17 protein-coding genes are annotated in these 18,504 nt (G+C 35.6%); 10 read left to right on the forward strand and 7 right to left on the reverse strand.

From position 1 onward, the window contains the following. Positions 1-145: 145 nt before the first annotated feature. On the forward strand, positions 146-1,069 hold the full coding sequence (locus tag V5290_RS14250; protein WP_333387114.1) for a glutaminase: 924 nt from the start codon (positions 146-148) through the stop codon (positions 1,067-1,069). Between the two features lie 408 nt (positions 1,070-1,477). On the opposite strand, the gene V5290_RS14255 is transcribed toward V5290_RS14250, so the two are convergent. Then, the gene (locus tag V5290_RS14255) at positions 1,478-2,380 is read right to left on the reverse strand and encodes an HPP family protein (RefSeq protein WP_333387117.1); all 903 of its coding nucleotides are present in this window, start codon (positions 2,378-2,380) and stop codon (positions 1,478-1,480) included. Between the two features lie 292 nt (positions 2,381-2,672). On the opposite strand from V5290_RS14255, the gene nfsA reads away from it, so the two are divergent. Continuing rightward, entirely contained in the window at positions 2,673-3,395 is a 723-nt protein-coding gene (nfsA, locus tag V5290_RS14260) for an oxygen-insensitive NADPH nitroreductase (protein WP_333387119.1), read from the forward strand. A 104-nt stretch (positions 3,396-3,499) separates the two neighbouring features. Here nfsA and V5290_RS14265 read toward each other — a convergent pair whose 3' ends face one another. Next, a complete protein-coding gene (locus V5290_RS14265) occupies positions 3,500-4,813 on the reverse strand; it encodes a DKNYY domain-containing protein (RefSeq protein ID WP_333387122.1) in 1,314 nt (437 codons plus the stop codon). 278 nt (positions 4,814-5,091) lie between these two features. On the opposite strand from V5290_RS14265, the gene V5290_RS14270 reads away from it, so the two are divergent. Next, entirely contained in the window at positions 5,092-5,775 is a 684-nt protein-coding gene (locus tag V5290_RS14270; protein WP_333387125.1) for an SDR family NAD(P)-dependent oxidoreductase, read from the forward strand. A gap of 576 nt (positions 5,776-6,351) precedes the next feature. Then, positions 6,352-7,299, forward strand: a complete 948-nt coding sequence (locus V5290_RS14275) for a metal-dependent hydrolase (protein WP_333387128.1) — start codon at positions 6,352-6,354, stop codon at positions 7,297-7,299. Positions 7,300-7,453: 154 nt separating this feature from the next. Here the strand turns inward: V5290_RS14275 and V5290_RS14280 are convergent, their stop codons facing one another. The 3 genes from V5290_RS14280 to V5290_RS14290 form a co-directional block, all read right to left on the reverse strand. Then, positions 7,454-9,145 (reverse strand): putative bifunctional diguanylate cyclase/phosphodiesterase, encoded by a 1,692-nt coding sequence (locus tag V5290_RS14280; protein ID WP_333387131.1) that lies wholly within the window; start codon positions 9,143-9,145, stop codon positions 7,454-7,456. Between the two features lie 45 nt (positions 9,146-9,190). Next, a complete protein-coding gene (locus V5290_RS14285; protein WP_333387134.1) occupies positions 9,191-9,613 on the reverse strand; it encodes a response regulator in 423 nt (140 codons plus the stop codon). Between the two features lie 114 nt (positions 9,614-9,727). Next, the gene (locus tag V5290_RS14290; protein ID WP_333387137.1) at positions 9,728-11,512 is read right to left on the reverse strand and encodes a CHASE domain-containing sensor histidine kinase; all 1,785 of its coding nucleotides are present in this window, start codon (positions 11,510-11,512) and stop codon (positions 9,728-9,730) included. An 819-nt stretch (positions 11,513-12,331) separates the two neighbouring features. Between V5290_RS14290 and V5290_RS14295 the strand changes: the two genes are divergently transcribed. The 4 genes from V5290_RS14295 to V5290_RS14310 all read left to right on the forward strand — a co-directional run bounded on the left by V5290_RS14295 (position 12,332) and on the right by V5290_RS14310 (position 15,177). Continuing rightward, positions 12,332-13,927, forward strand: a complete 1,596-nt coding sequence (locus tag V5290_RS14295) for a putative bifunctional diguanylate cyclase/phosphodiesterase (protein ID WP_333387140.1) — start codon at positions 12,332-12,334, stop codon at positions 13,925-13,927. Between the two features lie 13 nt (positions 13,928-13,940). After that, complete coding sequence (locus V5290_RS14300; protein WP_333387143.1) at positions 13,941-14,408, forward strand: GNAT family N-acetyltransferase; 468 nt, start codon at positions 13,941-13,943, stop codon at positions 14,406-14,408. A 123-nt stretch (positions 14,409-14,531) separates the two neighbouring features. After that, positions 14,532-14,816 (forward strand): SelT/SelW/SelH family protein, encoded by a 285-nt coding sequence (locus tag V5290_RS14305; RefSeq protein WP_333387145.1) that lies wholly within the window; start codon positions 14,532-14,534, stop codon positions 14,814-14,816. A 19-nt stretch (positions 14,817-14,835) separates the two neighbouring features. Then, positions 14,836-15,177 carry an antibiotic biosynthesis monooxygenase gene (locus tag V5290_RS14310; protein ID WP_333387148.1) on the forward strand — a complete coding sequence of 114 codons (342 nt, stop codon included), beginning with the start codon at positions 14,836-14,838 and terminating at the stop codon, positions 15,175-15,177. Here V5290_RS14310 and V5290_RS14315 read toward each other — a convergent pair. After that, entirely contained in the window at positions 15,174-15,647 is a 474-nt protein-coding gene (locus tag V5290_RS14315; RefSeq protein ID WP_333387151.1) for a MarR family winged helix-turn-helix transcriptional regulator, read from the reverse strand. The genes V5290_RS14310 and V5290_RS14315 overlap by 4 nt on opposite strands. A gap of 121 nt (positions 15,648-15,768) precedes the next feature. Here V5290_RS14315 and V5290_RS14320 point away from each other — a divergent pair, with 121 nt between their 5' ends. Further along, positions 15,769-16,197: an organic hydroperoxide resistance protein gene (locus tag V5290_RS14320; protein ID WP_333387155.1), complete on the forward strand. Its 429-nt coding sequence runs from the start codon at positions 15,769-15,771 to the stop codon at positions 16,195-16,197. 83 nt (positions 16,198-16,280) lie between these two features. On the opposite strand, the gene V5290_RS14325 is transcribed toward V5290_RS14320, so the two are convergent. Continuing rightward, positions 16,281-17,483 (reverse strand): MFS transporter, encoded by a 1,203-nt coding sequence (locus V5290_RS14325; protein WP_333387157.1) that lies wholly within the window; start codon positions 17,481-17,483, stop codon positions 16,281-16,283. A gap of 131 nt (positions 17,484-17,614) precedes the next feature. On the opposite strand from V5290_RS14325, the gene V5290_RS14330 reads away from it, so the two are divergent. Next, positions 17,615-18,496, forward strand: coding sequence for a LysR family transcriptional regulator (locus V5290_RS14330; RefSeq protein ID WP_333387160.1), 882 nt, complete (start codon positions 17,615-17,617; stop codon positions 18,494-18,496). The last annotated feature ends 8 nt before the right edge of the window (positions 18,497-18,504 follow it).

The following is an 18,504-nucleotide window of genomic DNA, read 5'->3' on the forward strand; positions in this document are numbered from 1 at the left end:
CATTTTGTAACGAAAAAACCTGCTTTATCACCTGCATCATCTACAATACAATCCTAACCAAATGTTTAATGGCTGATCAGGCAGTGCTCGATACGCTAAAATCAATATAATCAACTTACTTAATGACTCAATGACTTATTAACCTATGAAAGATATTAACTTTAAAACCGTATTTAACGATATTTTTATTGAACTGCAACCACTTGAAAATAAAGGTGTTGCTGCTTCTTATATTCCTGAATTAGCTAAGATTGACCCTGATAAATTAGGGATCCATTTAGTACACGTTGATAAAGGTAATTTTTATCAAGGTGACAGCCAAGAGCGCTTCTCAATACAGAGTATTTCTAAGGTGTTCTCATTGACTCTCGCCATGCGCATTATTGGTAGTGAGTTGTGGTCTCGTGTCGGTGTTGAGCCATCTGGGACTGCTTTTAACTCGTTAATACAGCTAGAGGTTGAGAATGGTATCCCGCGTAATCCATTTATTAATGCAGGTGCAATTGTAATATGCGATGTATTAATGAGTTATTTGGATAATCCTAAAGTTGATCTATTAAATTTCGTGAGAAAAATTGCCAATAACCAAAATCTACAATACAACGAGAAGGTTGCTGAATCTGAAAAATTAACCAGTGATCGAAACAAAGCGTTAATTTATCTGATGCGAGATTTTGGCAATATTCATAATGACGTTGATGAAGTGTTAGATCTTTATTTTTACCTTTGCTCGATTGAAATGAATTGTTGCGAATTGGCACATTCTTTTATGTTCCTTGTAACAGGTGGTGTCGACCTTACTTCTGGCGAAATGATCGTAAATCCTAGTCAAGCTAAGCGTATCAATGCGGTGATGCAACTATGTGGGTTCTACGATGAAGCAGGTGAATTTGCTTTTAAAGTAGGTCTGCCAGGCAAAAGTGGAGTTGGCGGTGGTATCGTTGCGTTACATCCAGGTAAATATGCGGTTGCTGTTTGGAGTCCTCGCTTAAATAAAAAAGGTAATTCTTATATGGGTATGAAAGTATTAGAGTTGTTAACGACTAAAATGGAAGACTCCATTTTTTAGTTTTTATCGTACTATTTTGCTCTTCGATTTAGCCTGAATTTAAGTGTTAAATTCAGGCTAAATTATTTTAAATTTTATGAAAAATATTGCTATCTTTTTTAAATTGTTGGGAACATAATCTCACCGTTAGCAGAGTGCTTAATGCCTCGTGTAACGTACGTCAAACGGTTAGTAGTTGTTTATCTTAATTGAAAGGAAAGCATCGTGAGTAAAGGCCAAGACAGTAAAAAAGACGGTAAGAAAAAACCGCTTTTAACAGCCAAAGAAAAAAGAGCTGTAAAAGTCGCTAAAAAATCCAAAGTTGGATTTTTAGGTAGATAGATATTAGATGAAAGGTCATCAATTTAATGATGACCTTTTTAACATTATATTCATGCTTTATAAGCATACTTTCTGCAATCTTTTTAGTTAACCTTTTGGCCGTATTTTTTCATTCGCCCATTCAGCAAAATCTTGTAATGTACAACTCTCCGTTGAGCCTTTTCTGTCACCATCTGCAATCCGGTATATCACTAGATAACGAGATGGATCTTGATGTTTTCGCTGATCAATCACTTGGCGTACAGACCACTGTCTCCCTGGTTTGCTATTGGTATAGTAAGCACCAAGTTCTAATACAAACTGCTTAATCAATTCTTCCTGGTAAATTGCATCGGCTAAATCCACTACGCGTTTTATTTGTTCGTCACTGGCATCAATCACTAAATCTGAGCGTTGTATGGCTTGATGAATATGTTGCATCTTGATACGTCGTGTATCGGGGGGATAGCCAACACTTTGGTAACGCATAAAGCTTTGTGGATAGCGCCTCCAGTGAAATAGGTTATTAAAAATCATCGCAATTAAAAATAATATACTGCAATTGATTAGCGTTGGTGTGATCACATACCAATAACCAAGCCCATGGATAGTTGGTCCGCCGATTACCGCTGCTAATGCTGTTGCTCCACCTGGCGGGTGTAAACTGCGCGTTAAGTGCATGACTAAAATAGATAACGCCACTGCAATTGGTGCTGCTATCAACATAGGCTCTATCAAGGTTGCACAAGTTACGCCAACAATAGCGGAGAGGATATTACCTCCTAAAAAAGCCCAAGGTGTAGATAGCTGACCGTGAGGTACTGCAAAAAGCAATACTGCGGAAGCGCCCATAGAAGGCAGGATAGCCACCGAACCAGCATCTCCTGTAAAGTAAACGGTTGCATAAAAACAACAAAATATAGCTAACATGCCACCTATTGTTGCGACAGTCTTTTCAGAGTTAACGACGCTACTTTGAATACCTAAGAATCGAATAATTGTTTGAATCATTTGCTATCACTTGTGTTATTTATTTTTATTATTAATTGGGACTGGGTAAGTTTCCAAGGCGATAGAGGATATAGGGTGAAGTCTTTAAATCAAAGTAAACTATTTGAATAAGGTATGTTAAATTTAATGGGTAGATATGTTAATAGGATGAATGGTGAACATTTGAGGTACTGATTTGGATAACCCCCCTGAGTATGTTATTTCTATTACCTTGCTTCAAACTCTTCAAAAATATCATTAAGATGTTACTGCACCTTACAACACAATCAGAATGAGAAGGATTACCTATTTTATGAACAATACTATTGAGACTATGCTAAATCATCGTTCGATTCGTCAATATACGGATCAACCGATTGAGAAAGAGCAGCTCGACACGATCATTCAAGCTGGGTTAGCGGCTTCTTCTTCGAGTATGCTACAGGTTGTTTCTATTGTTAGAGTTACCGATAAAAATAAGCGTAAATTATTAGCTGAGTATGCAGGCAACCAAGTTTATGTTGAAAAGGCGACTGAGTTTTTAGTGTTTTGTATCGATTATCAACGCCATGCTGCTATTAATCCTGAAGTACAAGCTGACTTTACTGAGTTGACGCTGATTGGTGCTGTTGATAGCGGAATAATGGCACAAAACTGTTTGTTAGCGGCTGAATCGATGGGGTTAGGCGGTGTTTATATTGGCGGATTGCGCAATAAAATTGAACAAGTTGATGAACTGCTCGAACTGCCACAGAATACATCAGTGTTATTTGGTATGTGCTTAGGTTATCCGGCACAAGATCCTGAAGTTAAACCACGTTTACCAGCACATGTGATTATGCATGAAAATCAATACCAGCCTCTGAATATCGATGATATTAAAGATTACGATCAAGTAGTGCATGACTATTATGCAAGCCGTAGTAATAATCAAAAACAGAGTAATTGGTCAGAGCAAGTGACTGGGCAGTTATCAAAAGAGTCTCGTCCTCATGTCCTGCCATATCTAAATAAAAAAGGGCTTACAAAGCGTTAAACTTTTTGAATTAAGTTCTTTATTGTTTAATGTCAGCCTTAATCCCATGAATTATTATGGGGTTAAGGCTTTTTCAGTTGTCATTGTTGACGCAATAATATTGATTAGTATTCACTTACCTTAAGCATATATTCACCAGCTTCATTCTCACTCGCATATAAATTTTCTTGGTATTCAAATGTTAATGGGGTCGCATCTATTACTTTATGTTCGTTCCAATAAACATGATTTACATCTTTTGAAAAATGATCGGAAATGATATTGAAGGTCTCTGGATCTGCACCAGCAATAGGGTCGTTATAATAAAAAATTTGATCGCCTATTCTAACAAATGTTTTTTCCTCAGGATTCAATACGACTACGTCATCAGGTTTAACACCTTCTAATTTGTTCGTTCTCGTGTAAACCTCATTTTGGTACGCATAGAACTGGTTGGTAATGTCTATCACTTCTTCACTAGGCACCATGATAACCGTTTTCGGGTCGAGATGAAGCGCCTTCCACTCCCATATTTTTTGAAGTTTATTCGCTTCAGAGCGGCTGACATCGGAGGGAGCTCTATTACTGATGATATAGCCATCGTAGTAAATGTGTTGGTGATCTTTTGAGATAGCGTCATTTAATACTTTAAAGGTGTCAGGGTCACTGCCAGGAATAGGTGTATTGAAATAATATGCTTGGTTTTTATCTTTTCTGTAATAGGGTGAAATAACCGTAAAGCCTTCTGGCACCATACCATCTATTAACTCTCCTTGGGCGTAAACATGCTGGGAGTCTTTGGCATATTCATCATTAATGATTTTAAAACTATCCGCATTCTCGCTAATTACTTCTCCATGATAAAGTATTTGATCACCATGCTTGATGTATTGATCATTAGCTTTATTGACTGCAGAAGGCGTTGCTTTGAGCGGGATCTTGATATCTTTGTAATAATAAAGGTAATGTTCATCCATACCATATAAACCATGCAAATAAGTGAAACTATCGGCATTAGCCCCATCTATGATCTCTCCGTAACATAACACCTTTCCTCCGCTAATCAGGTATCCAGAGTCGACGCTATTTGTGTTTAGCCCTGATTTTACTTTTATTATCGGATCAGGTGTTACACCAACAAGGGGCTTTCCGTCGTAATAGAGGTGCTTGCTGTCTTTTGCATATGAGTTATCAATGACCTCGAAGGTGCTTGGGTCTGCTTCTTCAATTTTTACTTCACCTATTTGGAAAAAATTGCCATGCCTTACATAAACAACTTGATCCTCTTGGAAGTAATATTGATTGCTCTTACTATTATCTACTGCGCTAGCATTATGTGTACTAGGGCTGCTAACGTAAAAAGCGAAAATAGCGGCTACTAGTGCATAGATTACAAATATGATTAAAAATACGATGCCAATCCACATTAGAATTTTCATAGGTATATCCTGCAAGTTATTAATTTTATTGAAGTATAAGATATCATATTTACAAAATTTTGATATCAAGAGTTTAAGGGAAATATTAATAAAGTGAGTAAGCTAAAAACGTTAAATGATTATTTCTAATGCCTGTTATTTTTATTATAGCTATTTGAAAGGTCAAATCTTTTAGTCTGTTCTTGCTTGTTGATAGCTAAGAGTAGAGTAATATTTATTGGACTATCTTTTAGTAGATAGTTAGAGTAAACCATCCTCATTCATTTATAAGGTTTTATATGACTCAATCTCTCCCTCTTGCCATCATCGCTGGTTCAGGCTCCGGTTTAGGATGTACGTTGTTAAGTCACTTTGAAAAAAATGGCTATAAGGTTATTGGTTTAAATCGTTCGTTACCTTCAACAACAGATTTTGATATTCGAGTGGTTGACTTAACCGATGAGAAAGCAACAAAAGTGGTTATCGACACCTTAATAAAAGAACATGGTGCACCTAAAGTAGTGGTTCATAATACTGCGCAATTAGAAATCAAACCTTTAGCAGATACAACGTGTAATGATTTTGAGGCTTGTTGGCAAAGCATGGCTTTGTCTGCTTTTATACTGGCGAAATCATTGATGAAACCGATGGTTGATAATGGTGGTGGCACATTTATTGTGTCAGGAGCAACTGCTAGCTTACGTGGTAGTGCTAATTTTTCTGCTTTCTCTTCGGCTAAGTTCGCTTTGCGAGGGCTAACACAATCACTTGCTCGTGAGTTTCAACCTCAAGGCGTACATGTTGTTCATAGTATATTAGATGGCATCATTGATACCGATAATAGTCGTTCATTACATAGCTTAGATCCTAACAAGATGATGAAGCCAGAAGATATTGCTGATGTGTATTTTTCACTTTGCCAACAAGCTAAATCAACATGGACACATGAGTGTGATTTACGTCCTTTTGATGGGAATTTTTAATAGGCGCTTCAAGAAAAATTTTAATAGTAGTTTAGTATTTTACCAATACCTATAAATCGCGGATCTGTTTTACTTGTTAACATTATCCTTTTTATGGTTATAAATTTCGTAAAGTGAACTGCTATTTACGTTAATTTTCGCTTTGAATAGAACTGCTTTTCTAGTGCAAAATTTGGATGACATATTTGATGTAATCAGTATCAAAAGTTATTAACGCAAGATGATAAAGCAAACTTTGGTTTGCTTTTTTTTATACCTAAAATATTACTCGATAGTGATTTATTGCCTGATACTGATTGAGTTAGTAGCTGCTAGTTTTTTGGTTATTAGAATAATGAGTTACTGTCATCAACCTCTTACTCAATTCCTTTACACTTAGATTAATTATGCGTGTGATTGATTTAATAAGTTTTATACAAGCATTGTTAGATAAATTTGATTCGTTAAATAGAGGTAGATTGAAATTTTTATCATAAATACGCGGTCTTTTCGAGGATAAGTTATTGTTAAATTAACAGGTTATTATTTGCATAGAATAGGGATTTTTATATTCATATATGCAATTAAAGGATATTAATGGATTCAGTTAGCCAAATCGTCTTGGGTAGTAGTATTGCAGCAGCTATTGCACATAAACAGTTGGGGCGAAGTACACTTGTTATTGGTGCTGTATTGGCTACATTGCCTGATTTAGATGTTTTATTACCAGCAACAGATGCAGTGACACGCTTTACCGAACATCGCAGTTTTACACATTCTTTGTTTGTTTTGTTTCCTTTTGCTTTTATCTGTTATTTCTTTTTAAAGCTCTTCTTAAAAGACCGACTGACAAAAGTGGCTATTTCTAATCAACGTCTGTTTTGGTTATGTTGTTTACCTTTAATTACTCACCCGATGCTTGATGCTTTCACAAGCTATGGTACGCAGTTATTCTGGCCATTAACGGTTCCTCCAATATCTATTGCTTCTATTTTTGCTGCTGACCCGTTATACACATTACCTTTGTTAATTGGTTGCGTTTATTTATGGAGAAATAGCGATAATCGAAACAAATATAAAGCGAGACGTATAAATTATTTAGGATTAACACTCAGCTGTACTTATTTGTTACTAGGTCTGCTGTTACAAAGTCAGGTACAACAAAAAGTAAATACTATTCTACTGGCGAATCATATCGCACAGGATAAAACTTTTATCTCACCGCTCTACCCGAGTCTAAATTGGTGGGGAGCTATCGTCATCGATAATGGCGTTTATTATAACGTGCAAGTAAATCTATTATTAAATACCTCTGAATTATCCGTAAAACACGATTTAGGTTATGGCCAACTTGGTGTTTATCCACCTGCATTAAGGTCTTTAGATTGGTTTACGAATGGCTTTATTCGTTTAGAAACGTTAGACGAACAATTGGTCGCAACAGATTTAAGAATGAAAACAGGGCAGTTAGATTATGCTTTTAAATTTGCATTAGCAGAAAAAAGTGGTGAACATTGGAGTGCAATAACTCCGGTACGTTTATGATTATTAGCGTGATTAACACTTTGATAATAAAGATATTAAATCGTTATCATTTTATAATTGTGCACTTAAGGTTAAATGGTTGATATTCAATGGTGGGGAAGTGATAAATCCCACCTTAGTATTGCTATTCATTAAGTTAAGTTGTGTAAATTTTTTATAGGTAGTTACTTTCTATTTCGGAAACGTTAAGTGGTTTATCAAAATAATAACCTTGCATCTTATCGACTCCTAAATTGATGCATAGATTAAAGTCGACCTCGGTTTCAATTCCCTCGGCAACAATTCCCAGATCTAACGACTGAATCATTACCACTAAGCCAGTTAAAAAAGGCTTAGTATTATCTTTTGCTAAGGCACTGGGCATTAGGCTTTTATCAATTTTAACCGTATTAATAGGGAAACGATGTAAATGGGAAATAGAAGAGAAGCCAGTTCCAAAATCATCTAATGAAATTTTACATCCTAGCTTACTAATATTTTCGATCACTTTAGCACTGTTTTCTTGTTCCACTAATAAAGCGGTTTCAGTTAATTCAAACTCAATTTGAGAAGGGAGCACATTATGCGTTATTAGAGTCGATTTTATATAATCAATTAGTCCTTCATCGGTTAATTGGATCGAGGATAAATTTATCGACATCGTTAAAGTGGCAGTTTGTGCTATCTGCCAAATACTTAGTTGTTTAACAGATTCCGTTATAACCCAACGCCCTATGTCTATAATTAATCTCGACTTTTCTGCGACAGGAATAAATATATCTGGTCGTTGTATAACGCCTTCAATATCAAAGCGTATCAAAGCTTCAACGCCAGTTATTTTACCATTCTTTGAGCCAATTACAGGTTGGTACAATAAATAGAAATCATTGTTTGTTAGTGCATTTCGTAATTGGTTTTCAATTAAGAAGTTTTCTAAAAATGTTTCTTGCATTTTTGCTTCGAAAAAACAAAATTGACTACGACCATCACTTTTAGAACGATACATTGCAATATCTGCGAACTTAAAGAGCTCTTTAACGTCGTTACTGTCATTTGGGCATAATGCAATACCAATACTCGCACTCGAAGAGATCACATGAGTACCAATTTCAAAAGGTTTCTGTAGTGATTCTATGATTCTTTTGGCAACTGTACTCGCACCAAAAGCTGACTCTAAATTAGTGAGTGTGATGGCAAACTCATCACCTCCTAAACGAGCAAATATTTCACTGCCACGCAAACAGTTAGTAATACGTTGTGTTACTGCGATTAGTAATTGATCGCCTACATCATGCCCATAGTTATCATTAACGTATTTAAAATAATCTAAATCTATTAATAGTAAGCCGAGTTGGCTATGTTCTCTTTGTTGTTTTTTTATTTCATGGCACAGAGATTCGTCAAAATAATAGCGGTTCGCTAAACCCGTTAGGTTATCTCGCTCAGCTAGTTCTTTAGTGCGTTGATGACTGCGAAGTAATTCTTTTTCTAAAGAGGCGCGTACCTGAGCGTTAGCAATTGCTCTTTGTAACCTGAAAGTATTGATCTCTGTCTTCAATAAAAAGTCTTGTGCACCTGCATTAATACTGTTTGTTGCGAGCTCATCCTCCTTGGAAGTACTCATCATAATGACAACTGTATCCTCTTTTGCAGGCATATCTTTCAATTCAATTAGCAGTTCAATACCGTTACGTTGAGGTAAATTATAATCCAGTAATACAACATCAAATGCTGTGTGTGCTAATACTTCAAGTGCACGGTCAACCATATCAACTTGTGTAATATTACATAAAATATTACTTCGGCTTAAGGCTCTGACGATCATTGCTCTATCGATTTTATCATCATCAACAATGAGTATGTTCATATAGCTTTCATATCCTCTAATCCTATAGTTGTACTACTGCTCATCTTAATCTTCATTTAAATATACTATTTCAAAGTAGTTATTTAGCATGCTAACAAGACCTGAAAATCGATCTCCAGTTTCTCCTTTGACAAAGTAACCTGCAATATGTTCACCATAGCTTGATGCAATATCTGATTTTGCCTTAGAAGTTGTCAATACAAAGACGACTAGGTCTGATAACAATGGATCTGCTCGTAACGTTTTTAGAAATTCAATGCCGCCCATTCTTGGCATTTGTAAATCAAGAATAATGACTAGCGGTTGAGTGACTTTTTTATCTTTTAATAATGCTAATGCTTCGATTCCATCGTATACCCTGATGACAGGGTTAGTAATATCTTGCTTTTTGAAGCTACGCTTAATTGTCATTGCATCAATGTCGTCATCTTCTACGAGTAATAGCGTGATCTCATTTGTCTTTTTCACATTCTTTAGCCTATATTGTTTGTGGCTTCTCATCTTATTCTTATTTTTTAAAGGTGAGGGCTTTATCGCTAGCTCTATTGGTTGTGATGCCTATGGATTACATAGGCCATTAAATCAATCTGGTTGAGAATTCATTGGCCATAGAATATTTATTTTAGTGCCCCGTTTCCCATCTGATATAATATTGACACTTCCGTTATAATGAACCACGATTCTTTTAATCATAGCAAGTCCCATGCCACTTCCTTCTACTTTGTCTCGTGACTGTAATGTTTGAAACATCTCCATTGCTTTGTCATGGAATGCTTTTGGGATTCCTGGGCCATCATCTTCTAATGATATTTCATGGAAGTTATCTTTTTTGGCATAGTGAATGGTGATTTGACCAGTTGGTTTATCATGGTGTTTTATTGAATTAGAGATTAAATTTCTCAACACAATCTCAAAGGGGAGTTGTGGGATATTTATTTCAATATCTGGAACCAGACAGCTAAAATTATCGTTACTTTCTAGCAATGATAGGATGTCTTGGGCTTTTTCTGCTAAGTTCACCTTGTCATTTGATGCTGTTGTTAAGTTTAGGCGTGAATAATCTAATAGGTCGTCTAATAGTTTTAACATGCGTTTACTCCGCTGACGTAGTAATGCTAAATGTTCTTTAGATTCTTCTGGTAAAACTTCTTCACAGTCTTCTTCTATCCAACTGGCCAACTGCTCAATTGCATTGAGCGGTGACTTGAGGTCATGTGATGCAACATAGGAAAATTGTTCTAAATCGTTATTCGATTTCTCTAAATCAATATTCGACTTTTCTAAGTGTTTTGTCTTTTCTTTCAACTCAGCTGTCATTTTTTCGGCATACTTTAATGCTTGTCTATTAGCCTTTGTTAAAAACAAAAATAATATTAATAAAAAGCCATCGATGATTAATCCGCCGATAAGAATTACTGAAGATTGGTTCAATGTTGTGTTTTGTCTAAAACTGATGTTTGACTGAATTAAAAATGTCCAAGTACGCCCGTACAAATCAGTCTCTATTTTTTGATTAAAAAGAGGGCTTTTATCAATTTTTATAGCATCATCATTTAAATGATCATCAAATAGTAAGTCTGTTCCATCCCATATTTGAAAGCTGACATACTTGTTTGATTTTTCAAGGATCCCTTTCATTAATTTTTCCATAATAAAAGGGGCATAAGTAACACCTTCAATTAATTCACGTCGTTGCTCCAAGGTTTTAGGCTTGGCGCCTTCTTTATAAAATGGTGTGTAGAATAGAAAGCCTGGGCTTTGTTTATCATCTTGTACCAGAATAATAGGTGCTGTTAGTAAAGCATCCCCTGAATCTCGAGCTTTTTTAATTGATGAATAACGATTGTTTTCAAAAGCGATATCAAGACCGATAGCTTGCTGATTTGAATCGAGTGGTTCAACGAAAGTGATTGGCCAAAACTCATGATGGCTATGGCTTGGGTGCATTTGATAATTAGGTCTTTGTTGATGTTGCTTTTGTAAGTAACTATCAACATTTTCAGGTTGTATATTATGAATAACACCAAAACCATTAATACCTGGATAATTGATATCTATTTGTAAGCTATTGGAATAGGTAGACCATTGTTTATATGTAATATCTGTTTCGACAGCATCTATGTAGGCAACGCCTCCCCAGAGTACATTTTCATAGAGTGTCATTCTTTCTTTAACTAAATGAACTACTTTTTCAGCTTCACGTTCAAATTGAATTTCGAGTTTTTGTGATTGCTGAGATTGAGAGTAGTACCACGCACTAAAAGTTAAAATCACTGAAAGTAATACGATTAACCAATGTACAGTATGCATTTTACTAGCACGGACTAGCTTATTTTTTTTTTCGTTATTGTTTAACCCATCATCCATTAGGGGCTCCAAAATGATCGTTATATATTAGGTATTGAGTGCATGAGATCTATTCATTTAATGAACGAAAAAAGACACTTATTGTTTTCACTATCTCGTTGCTTGTTTCTATCTAATAGAGTCTCATTCAGTAAAAAATATGAAACCTAATGAAAATAGTAATAGCCGTCATCACTCCTTGATTTCGAGCTGTTCTATTTAAATAATCATCTTGTTGAATTAAATTTAAAATATGAGGACTTTGTTCTGTTGTCGTCAGAACCGATATATAAAAGAACGCAAAGCAAGGTTAGTTTATAAATGGAAATTTAACCAATTTTAATAAGTTATTTAAATTTAAGAGCGTATATTGATTAATAGTTTCTTGAATTAGTTTTTTAAGTTTAAGCCGGGGATTAATCAAAATTAATGTTAAACAATAGAATTCTGTTATTTTGATAAGTTGTGTTTATCTACTTAGTTAGTCGAGAATCACAATCGTATATTTTTATTAGGCTTATATAGAGTTTTAGCTAATTCAAATTAACACTTTTCTTATTTATAACTAATACTTTATATTCATAGAGATTTACTGTGTTCGTAGCGAGCAATGAGCGCTCTATTTACTGAATTTACATTTTAATATATCTATTTGTAAATAAACAATAAGAGGTATTATATTGATTATTGTTTTTTATGCTATATTTTATTATTAGCTTTTTAAAAATTGTATTAATACTGAGAAATAATATTTAATTTTATTAGTAAATTAGGCTTTGTATAGACAAAAGAAGTATCACCCTTTTAAAAGTTTAAATAGCGACACCTCAAGGGGATTATGTGGACGAGTTCTTTATTGCGATGATTATTTTTGGAACTGGGCTATTGATGGCCAGTTTAATGGCGACATTAAAAATTTGCCGAAAGAGCGAAAACACTGCTTGGTATTTTCTTTTCTACTTCATTATTTTATTCATCATTGGTTATCTTGGTATTCTTTATTACTTCATTAGTCACCCATTAGATCCCATGTTAGTTTCTATTGTCTCTTGTATTTTATTTGGCGGCGGAGCGTTTGTCTTTGTGGTGATTAAGTTAAGTTTTGATAGTTTATTGAATATAGAAAAGGCGGTTGAAGTACAGCGCTATCAAGCTGAACATGATGCATTAACTGGTTTACCTAATCGTAAAATGTTTTTTGGTATTTTATCCCAAACGATTAAAACAAAGACCCCTTGCACTGTACTATTTATTGATTTGAATGATTTTAAACAGGTTAATGATTCTTTTGGTCATCACTTCGGAGATCAACTGTTAATTGCTACTGCACAAGGAATAGCAAGCCACTTAAGTAAATATGCTTCGCTTTACCGATTGGGTGGAGATGAGTTTGCAGTGCTTTCAACTTTTCAACATGAAAATGGCTTACAACAATGTATTGAAGTAATTACTAAGTCAGCTAGTGCGCCTGTGGAAATTGATGAACAGTTTATCAATGTGCGTTTAAGTATCGGAGTGAGTCACTTCCCTCAAGATAGCAGTGACATGCATGAATTGGTTAGGTTTGCTGATTTGGCTATGTACGAGGCTAAGAATAATAATCAAACTCTGGTTTTTTATGATAAAAACTTAAGTAAAAAAGAAAATAATTTTCTGTTGATGACGAATAGAATTCAAACAGCCATCGAAGATGGAGAGTTCATATTGTTTTATCAACCGATTGTTTGTGCAAAAAGCGGTGATGAACACGGGTTAGAGGTATTAATTCGCTGGCCACAACCTGATGGTAGCTACCTTTCTCCAGAATATTTTATAAAAATTGCAGAGCGTAGCACGCTGATTTTATCTTTGACTAAATGGGTGATTATGGAAGCACTTAATAACTTAGATAGTCTTTATGAGGCGGGTTTTAAAGGTATGTTGCATATTAATTTATCTGCCCAAGACTTAAAAAGTAATGAGTTTTATAAATATATTTGTTCGCTGTATGAAAAAGATCCATCAATCAGTAATATCATTATTTTTGAAATCACTGAAAGTGCTATGATGACCGATATAAAAAGTGCTAGAGAGATGATTTTAGCACTTATTGAAAAAGGTTTTCAATTCAGTATTGATGACTTTGGAACGGGTTTTTCATCGTTGTCTTTATTGAGAGAATTGTCTATCACACAGATTAAAATCGACCGCTCTTTCGTTAATGATATGTTGGAGCAAAAAGCTGATTATGCAATTGTTAAATCTATTATATTTTTAGCTGAACAGTTATCTTGTAGTGTAGTTGCTGAGGGCGTAGAGAATCATCAAATAGAACAAGCATTAATCGGTTTAAATTGTGATTTTGTACAAGGATTTTATTACAGTCGCCCTTTGCCGATTGAAAACTTGAATATGAATATCAATCACTTTAAAAAGTCTATTAACTCGCCTTGTTAGTCGGAGCTGTATTGTGCAAATAAAATTAGATGATTTATCGAGTATCGAAGTGGCTTTATTACTGCAAGAACACCTGCAGGAGATGAGAGAGACTTCTCCGCTAGAAAGCGTACATGCTTTGGATTTAACTGAGTTGAAAGACGCTTCTGTGCAGTTCTGGACTGCCTGGGATGGGCAAGAATTAGCTGGATGCGCAGCTATTAAAAAACTTGATGATCAACACGCTGAAATCAAATCAATGAGGACCGCCAAAAAATTTAAACACCAAGGTGTTGCTTCGCAGTTATTACAGCATATTATTGTTCAAGCTAAAGTTGGTGAATATAAAAATTTAAGTCTTGAAACTGGTTCAATGGATTACTTTTTGCCAGCCCATGCTTTGTATTTAAAACATGGTTTTAGTTTTTGTGGACCATTCTCTGATTATCAAGAAGATCCCAATAGTAAATTTATGTCACTCGATTTAACTCATATTATATAAGGCCTCACTTTCATTAACCGAAACTGAGGTTAACTAAAAATAGTTGCAGTAATTTTAATATTATTCATCTGCTTTAGCTTGTAGACTAGTACTTGAACTTTACTTAACTGAGTTTTAATCAAGATGAATAAAATAGAAATTAGATACTGTAAAAAGTGCCGGTGGTTAATGCGCTCTTCATGGATGTCTCAAGAGTTATTGAGTACATTTGAGGATGAACTTGATGAAGTTTCTTTGTCACCCGGCGAAGGTGGCATTTTTGAAATATATGCAAATGGCACGTTGATTTGGTCACGCAAAAAGATGGGCGGCTTTCCTGAGATTACTGAGCTTAAGCAATTAGTAAGAAATGTAGTTGCGCCCGATAAAGACTTAGGCTGTATCGATCGTAAAAGTAGTAAAAGTTAATCGATAGTTTGGAATCTACATGTCATTAATTGCTGATACACCAAAACCACCTTACTATGCTGTCATTTTCACCTCTACTCGTACTGAAGGTGATCATGGCTATGCAACCACTGCGGATCGCATGGTAGAACTTGCCTCACAACAATCTGGTTTTTTAGGTATCGAATCAGCTCGAGAAGAAGTGGGGATTACTGTTTCTTATTGGTCCGATTTAGCTTCCATTAAAAAGTGGAAAGAAAATGTTGAACACATAACGGCTCAAAAAATGGGACATAAACTTTGGTACGGTGAATTTAAGGTACGAATAAGTAAAGTAGAACGAGATTATGGTGGAGACCTTAAACCTAAATCACAGACTTAAGTACGCTGTTCGTTAATATCTAAACTATCCACTTCTTCGTTATTTAGGTCATGTACCACTAAGTCTAGTAAATGCATTAACTGCTCTGCTTGCGCGCTATCAATACTATTGAATTTGCATTGTATTTGCTTGGGTATACCTGCGGCTTGATGTTTGAGAGACAAACCCTGTGTAGTTAATTGAATATGACGTTTACGTTTGTCAGACTCATCTTTAATCACTGTTAATAGCGCTTTATCGGCCATTTTTTTTAAGATTTGTGTCAATGCACTACCATCAATTGCTGTTTTTTCAATTAAGGCTGCAATGCTGATTTTATCTTCTTCCCATAGTGCCATCATGACTACATATTGAGGGTAGGTCAGGTTAATTTCAGTTAATAGTGTGCGGTAGGTACGAGCAATGCTATTAGATGCCATGTACAAACGGTGACATAGTTGATTCTTTAATTGTAGTTGTTCAAATGACATGGCAGCTCCTTTACTGAATATTTTAATTTGCATGCAAAGCATTTGCAATTGCTATTTATTCTGGTTACTATTTTGCGTGCAAAATAAATAATTTTAATCAATGTCAACATTGGAGTTCATTATGAATGTATTACAAGAAGTCGCTTACACAGCTAATGCTACAGCAACTGGTGGCCGTGAAGGTATCGCTAAATCAGATGACGGCCGTTTAGATGTTAAATTATCTACTCCTAAAAACTTAGGTGGCGATGACGGTCAAGGTACTAACCCTGAACAACTATTTGGTGCAGGTTATGCAGCTTGTTTCATCGGTGCGCTTAAGCACGTTGCTGGTACTGAAAAAATTGCATTACCTAGCGATCTATACATTAACTCTGAAGTATCTATTGGTCCAATTGAAGGTGGTTTTGGTATCGCTGTTAAATTATCTATTTCACTAGGTGATATGGATAAAGCACAAGCTGAAGCATTAGTAGAAAAAGCTGATTTAGTATGCCCATACTCAAATGCAACACGTGGCAACATTGCTAAAGAATTAGTGATCATCTAACTATTTTTTAATCAGTATTAATATTTAATATTGATTGATGATATTAAGGCCGCTCATAGTGCATATGAGCGGCCTTTTTTATACTAAGCTGAATGTATTAGTTGCTTGTGTTGCGCTTTGTATTTCACTTGGTATACCACTAATAATAATAAGCAGATAATTAATGCAATACTGGTACTGCCTAGCACACCTTGCCATCCCCATTTGTCATAAAATGGTGCAATAAAAAACACCCCTAAACTTGCTCCACTGTAATAAAATAAGCTGTATAAAGCTTGTGCGCTGCCTTTACCTTTTTTCACTGAGCGTCCTACCAATGTACTTGCTTGTGCATGGCAGAAGAAAAAGCCGAATGCCATTAAGATCATGCCAAATGTCATTACAGATAGGTTTTGATGGCTGAGCAATAAGTTCGCGGCCAACATGATAAAGATACCAGTAGCAACACCTGCGAGTTGCCCATAACGTTTGCTAAATTTTCCTGCTAGTGATGCGCTCATAGTACCACCCAAAAAAGTCACAAAGATTAGACTACGCAAGGCGCCTGGCAATTCATAGGGCGCTGCTTCCAATACACTCATCAAGTAACTAAATAGGTTAACAAAACAACCAAAACCTAGCCCAATAATAATATAGATAATTAATAATTGTGGGGTTTGTATATGTTTCGCAAACATATTTAAGCTCGGTTTCAATTGGAATTTTTGTTTAGTAAAGTGGCGTTGCTTTGGTAAAGCTAAGTATACCCCAATGAATAAAATTGCAGTGACCAACGCCATACCAAAGCCAGTTGCTTGCCAACTACCTAATAGGTCAACAGATGCACCGCCAATTAACCTACTACTGATTCCACCAATGGTATTAGAAGCGATGTAAAAGCCTACAGCAGAGGGTAACCAACTCTTTCTCAACTCATCGCCTAATAATGGGATGGCGACAGCAGGGCATACTGATAATAGAGCGCCTTGAAGAAAACGCAGCGATAAGAATACTGTGTAGTTTTCTACCATAGGAAGAATGAATGAAATACACAAGCCTGCAATCATACCTTTTAATAGAATAGGACCACGACCAATTGAGTCTGAAATACTGGCAAAGATTAATAAACCTAACCCCATTCCTAATAGAGGCGCTGACATCGCTAAATTAGCTGCTAGTAAACTCACATTAAACTCATGCTGTAACGTTGGAAGCAGTGGTTGTAGCCAATAAATATTAGAAAATGTAACCATTGAGCATAGACAGACAGCAATAACTAAACGGTTGTAATGTGTGAATTTTTTCATATTTTTAACAGGAGCCCCTTGTTCAATAGGCGCATAATAACTGTCTAATATAAATAAATAAATTCTGTTGTTTTTATGTTATCCATAGATATAATTTATGGGTTTTTGGATCAATTTATGAGGATATAAAAGTGGAATTTAGGCAACTCCAACATTTTGTCGCTATCGTCGAAACAGGTAGTATTTCAGCAGCGGCTCGTCACCTTTTTTTAGCACAACCGGCGATTAGTGCGAGTATTAAAAAACTCGAAAATGAATTAAATATGCCTTTATTACATAGACGTGAACGAGGTGTATCGTTAACTGAAGCTGGTGCAAAATTTCTACAGCATGCTAAACAAATTTTGCTTCAGGCCAGTGATGCAAAGCTAGCAATGCAAGCAATTGAAGGTTTAGACCAAGGTGAAGTCGATATTGGTGTACCACCTATGCTCGGCTCATACTTCTTACCGCCTTTACTGATGGCCTTTAAACATCAATATCCGGCGTTAGGTATAAATATTATAGATACTGGTACTCGCAATATTCGCAAACGTTTATTAGAAGGGGATTTGGAGTTAGGTGTGGTTGCGGACCATGACTTACCACCTGAGTTTGAAACAGGTAAATTGATGCGCGAAGAGATGGTGGTGTGTATGGCTGCTGATCATCCTTTAGCTGAGTTCGATAAAATAGAATATGCTGACTTTTTGAAGCATGAATTAATCTTGTTTGGTAAAGGCTATTATCATCACTCACTAATTGAACGAATTAGTCAAAAGGAGAAAGCCAGTCCACAGATTGCATTTACCAGTAATCTACTGCCTTTAATTAAGTCTATTATTCGTAAGGGTTATGCAATATCGCCGATGTGGAAAGTTGCGATTCAAGATGATGACGAAATTATCACTCGTCCTTTTGTTGAGCCTTTCTGTATTGACCTTAGCTTAGCATGGCGAAAAGATAGTTATTTATCTCGCGCAAACCAGGTATTTCGTGACTTTATTTTGGAGGAGGTTAAAAACAAGAAGTAGTAAAAATG

Source organism: Psychromonas arctica (genome assembly GCF_036697365.1).
Taxonomy (GTDB): Bacteria; Pseudomonadota; Gammaproteobacteria; order Enterobacterales; family Psychromonadaceae; genus Psychromonas; species Psychromonas arctica_A.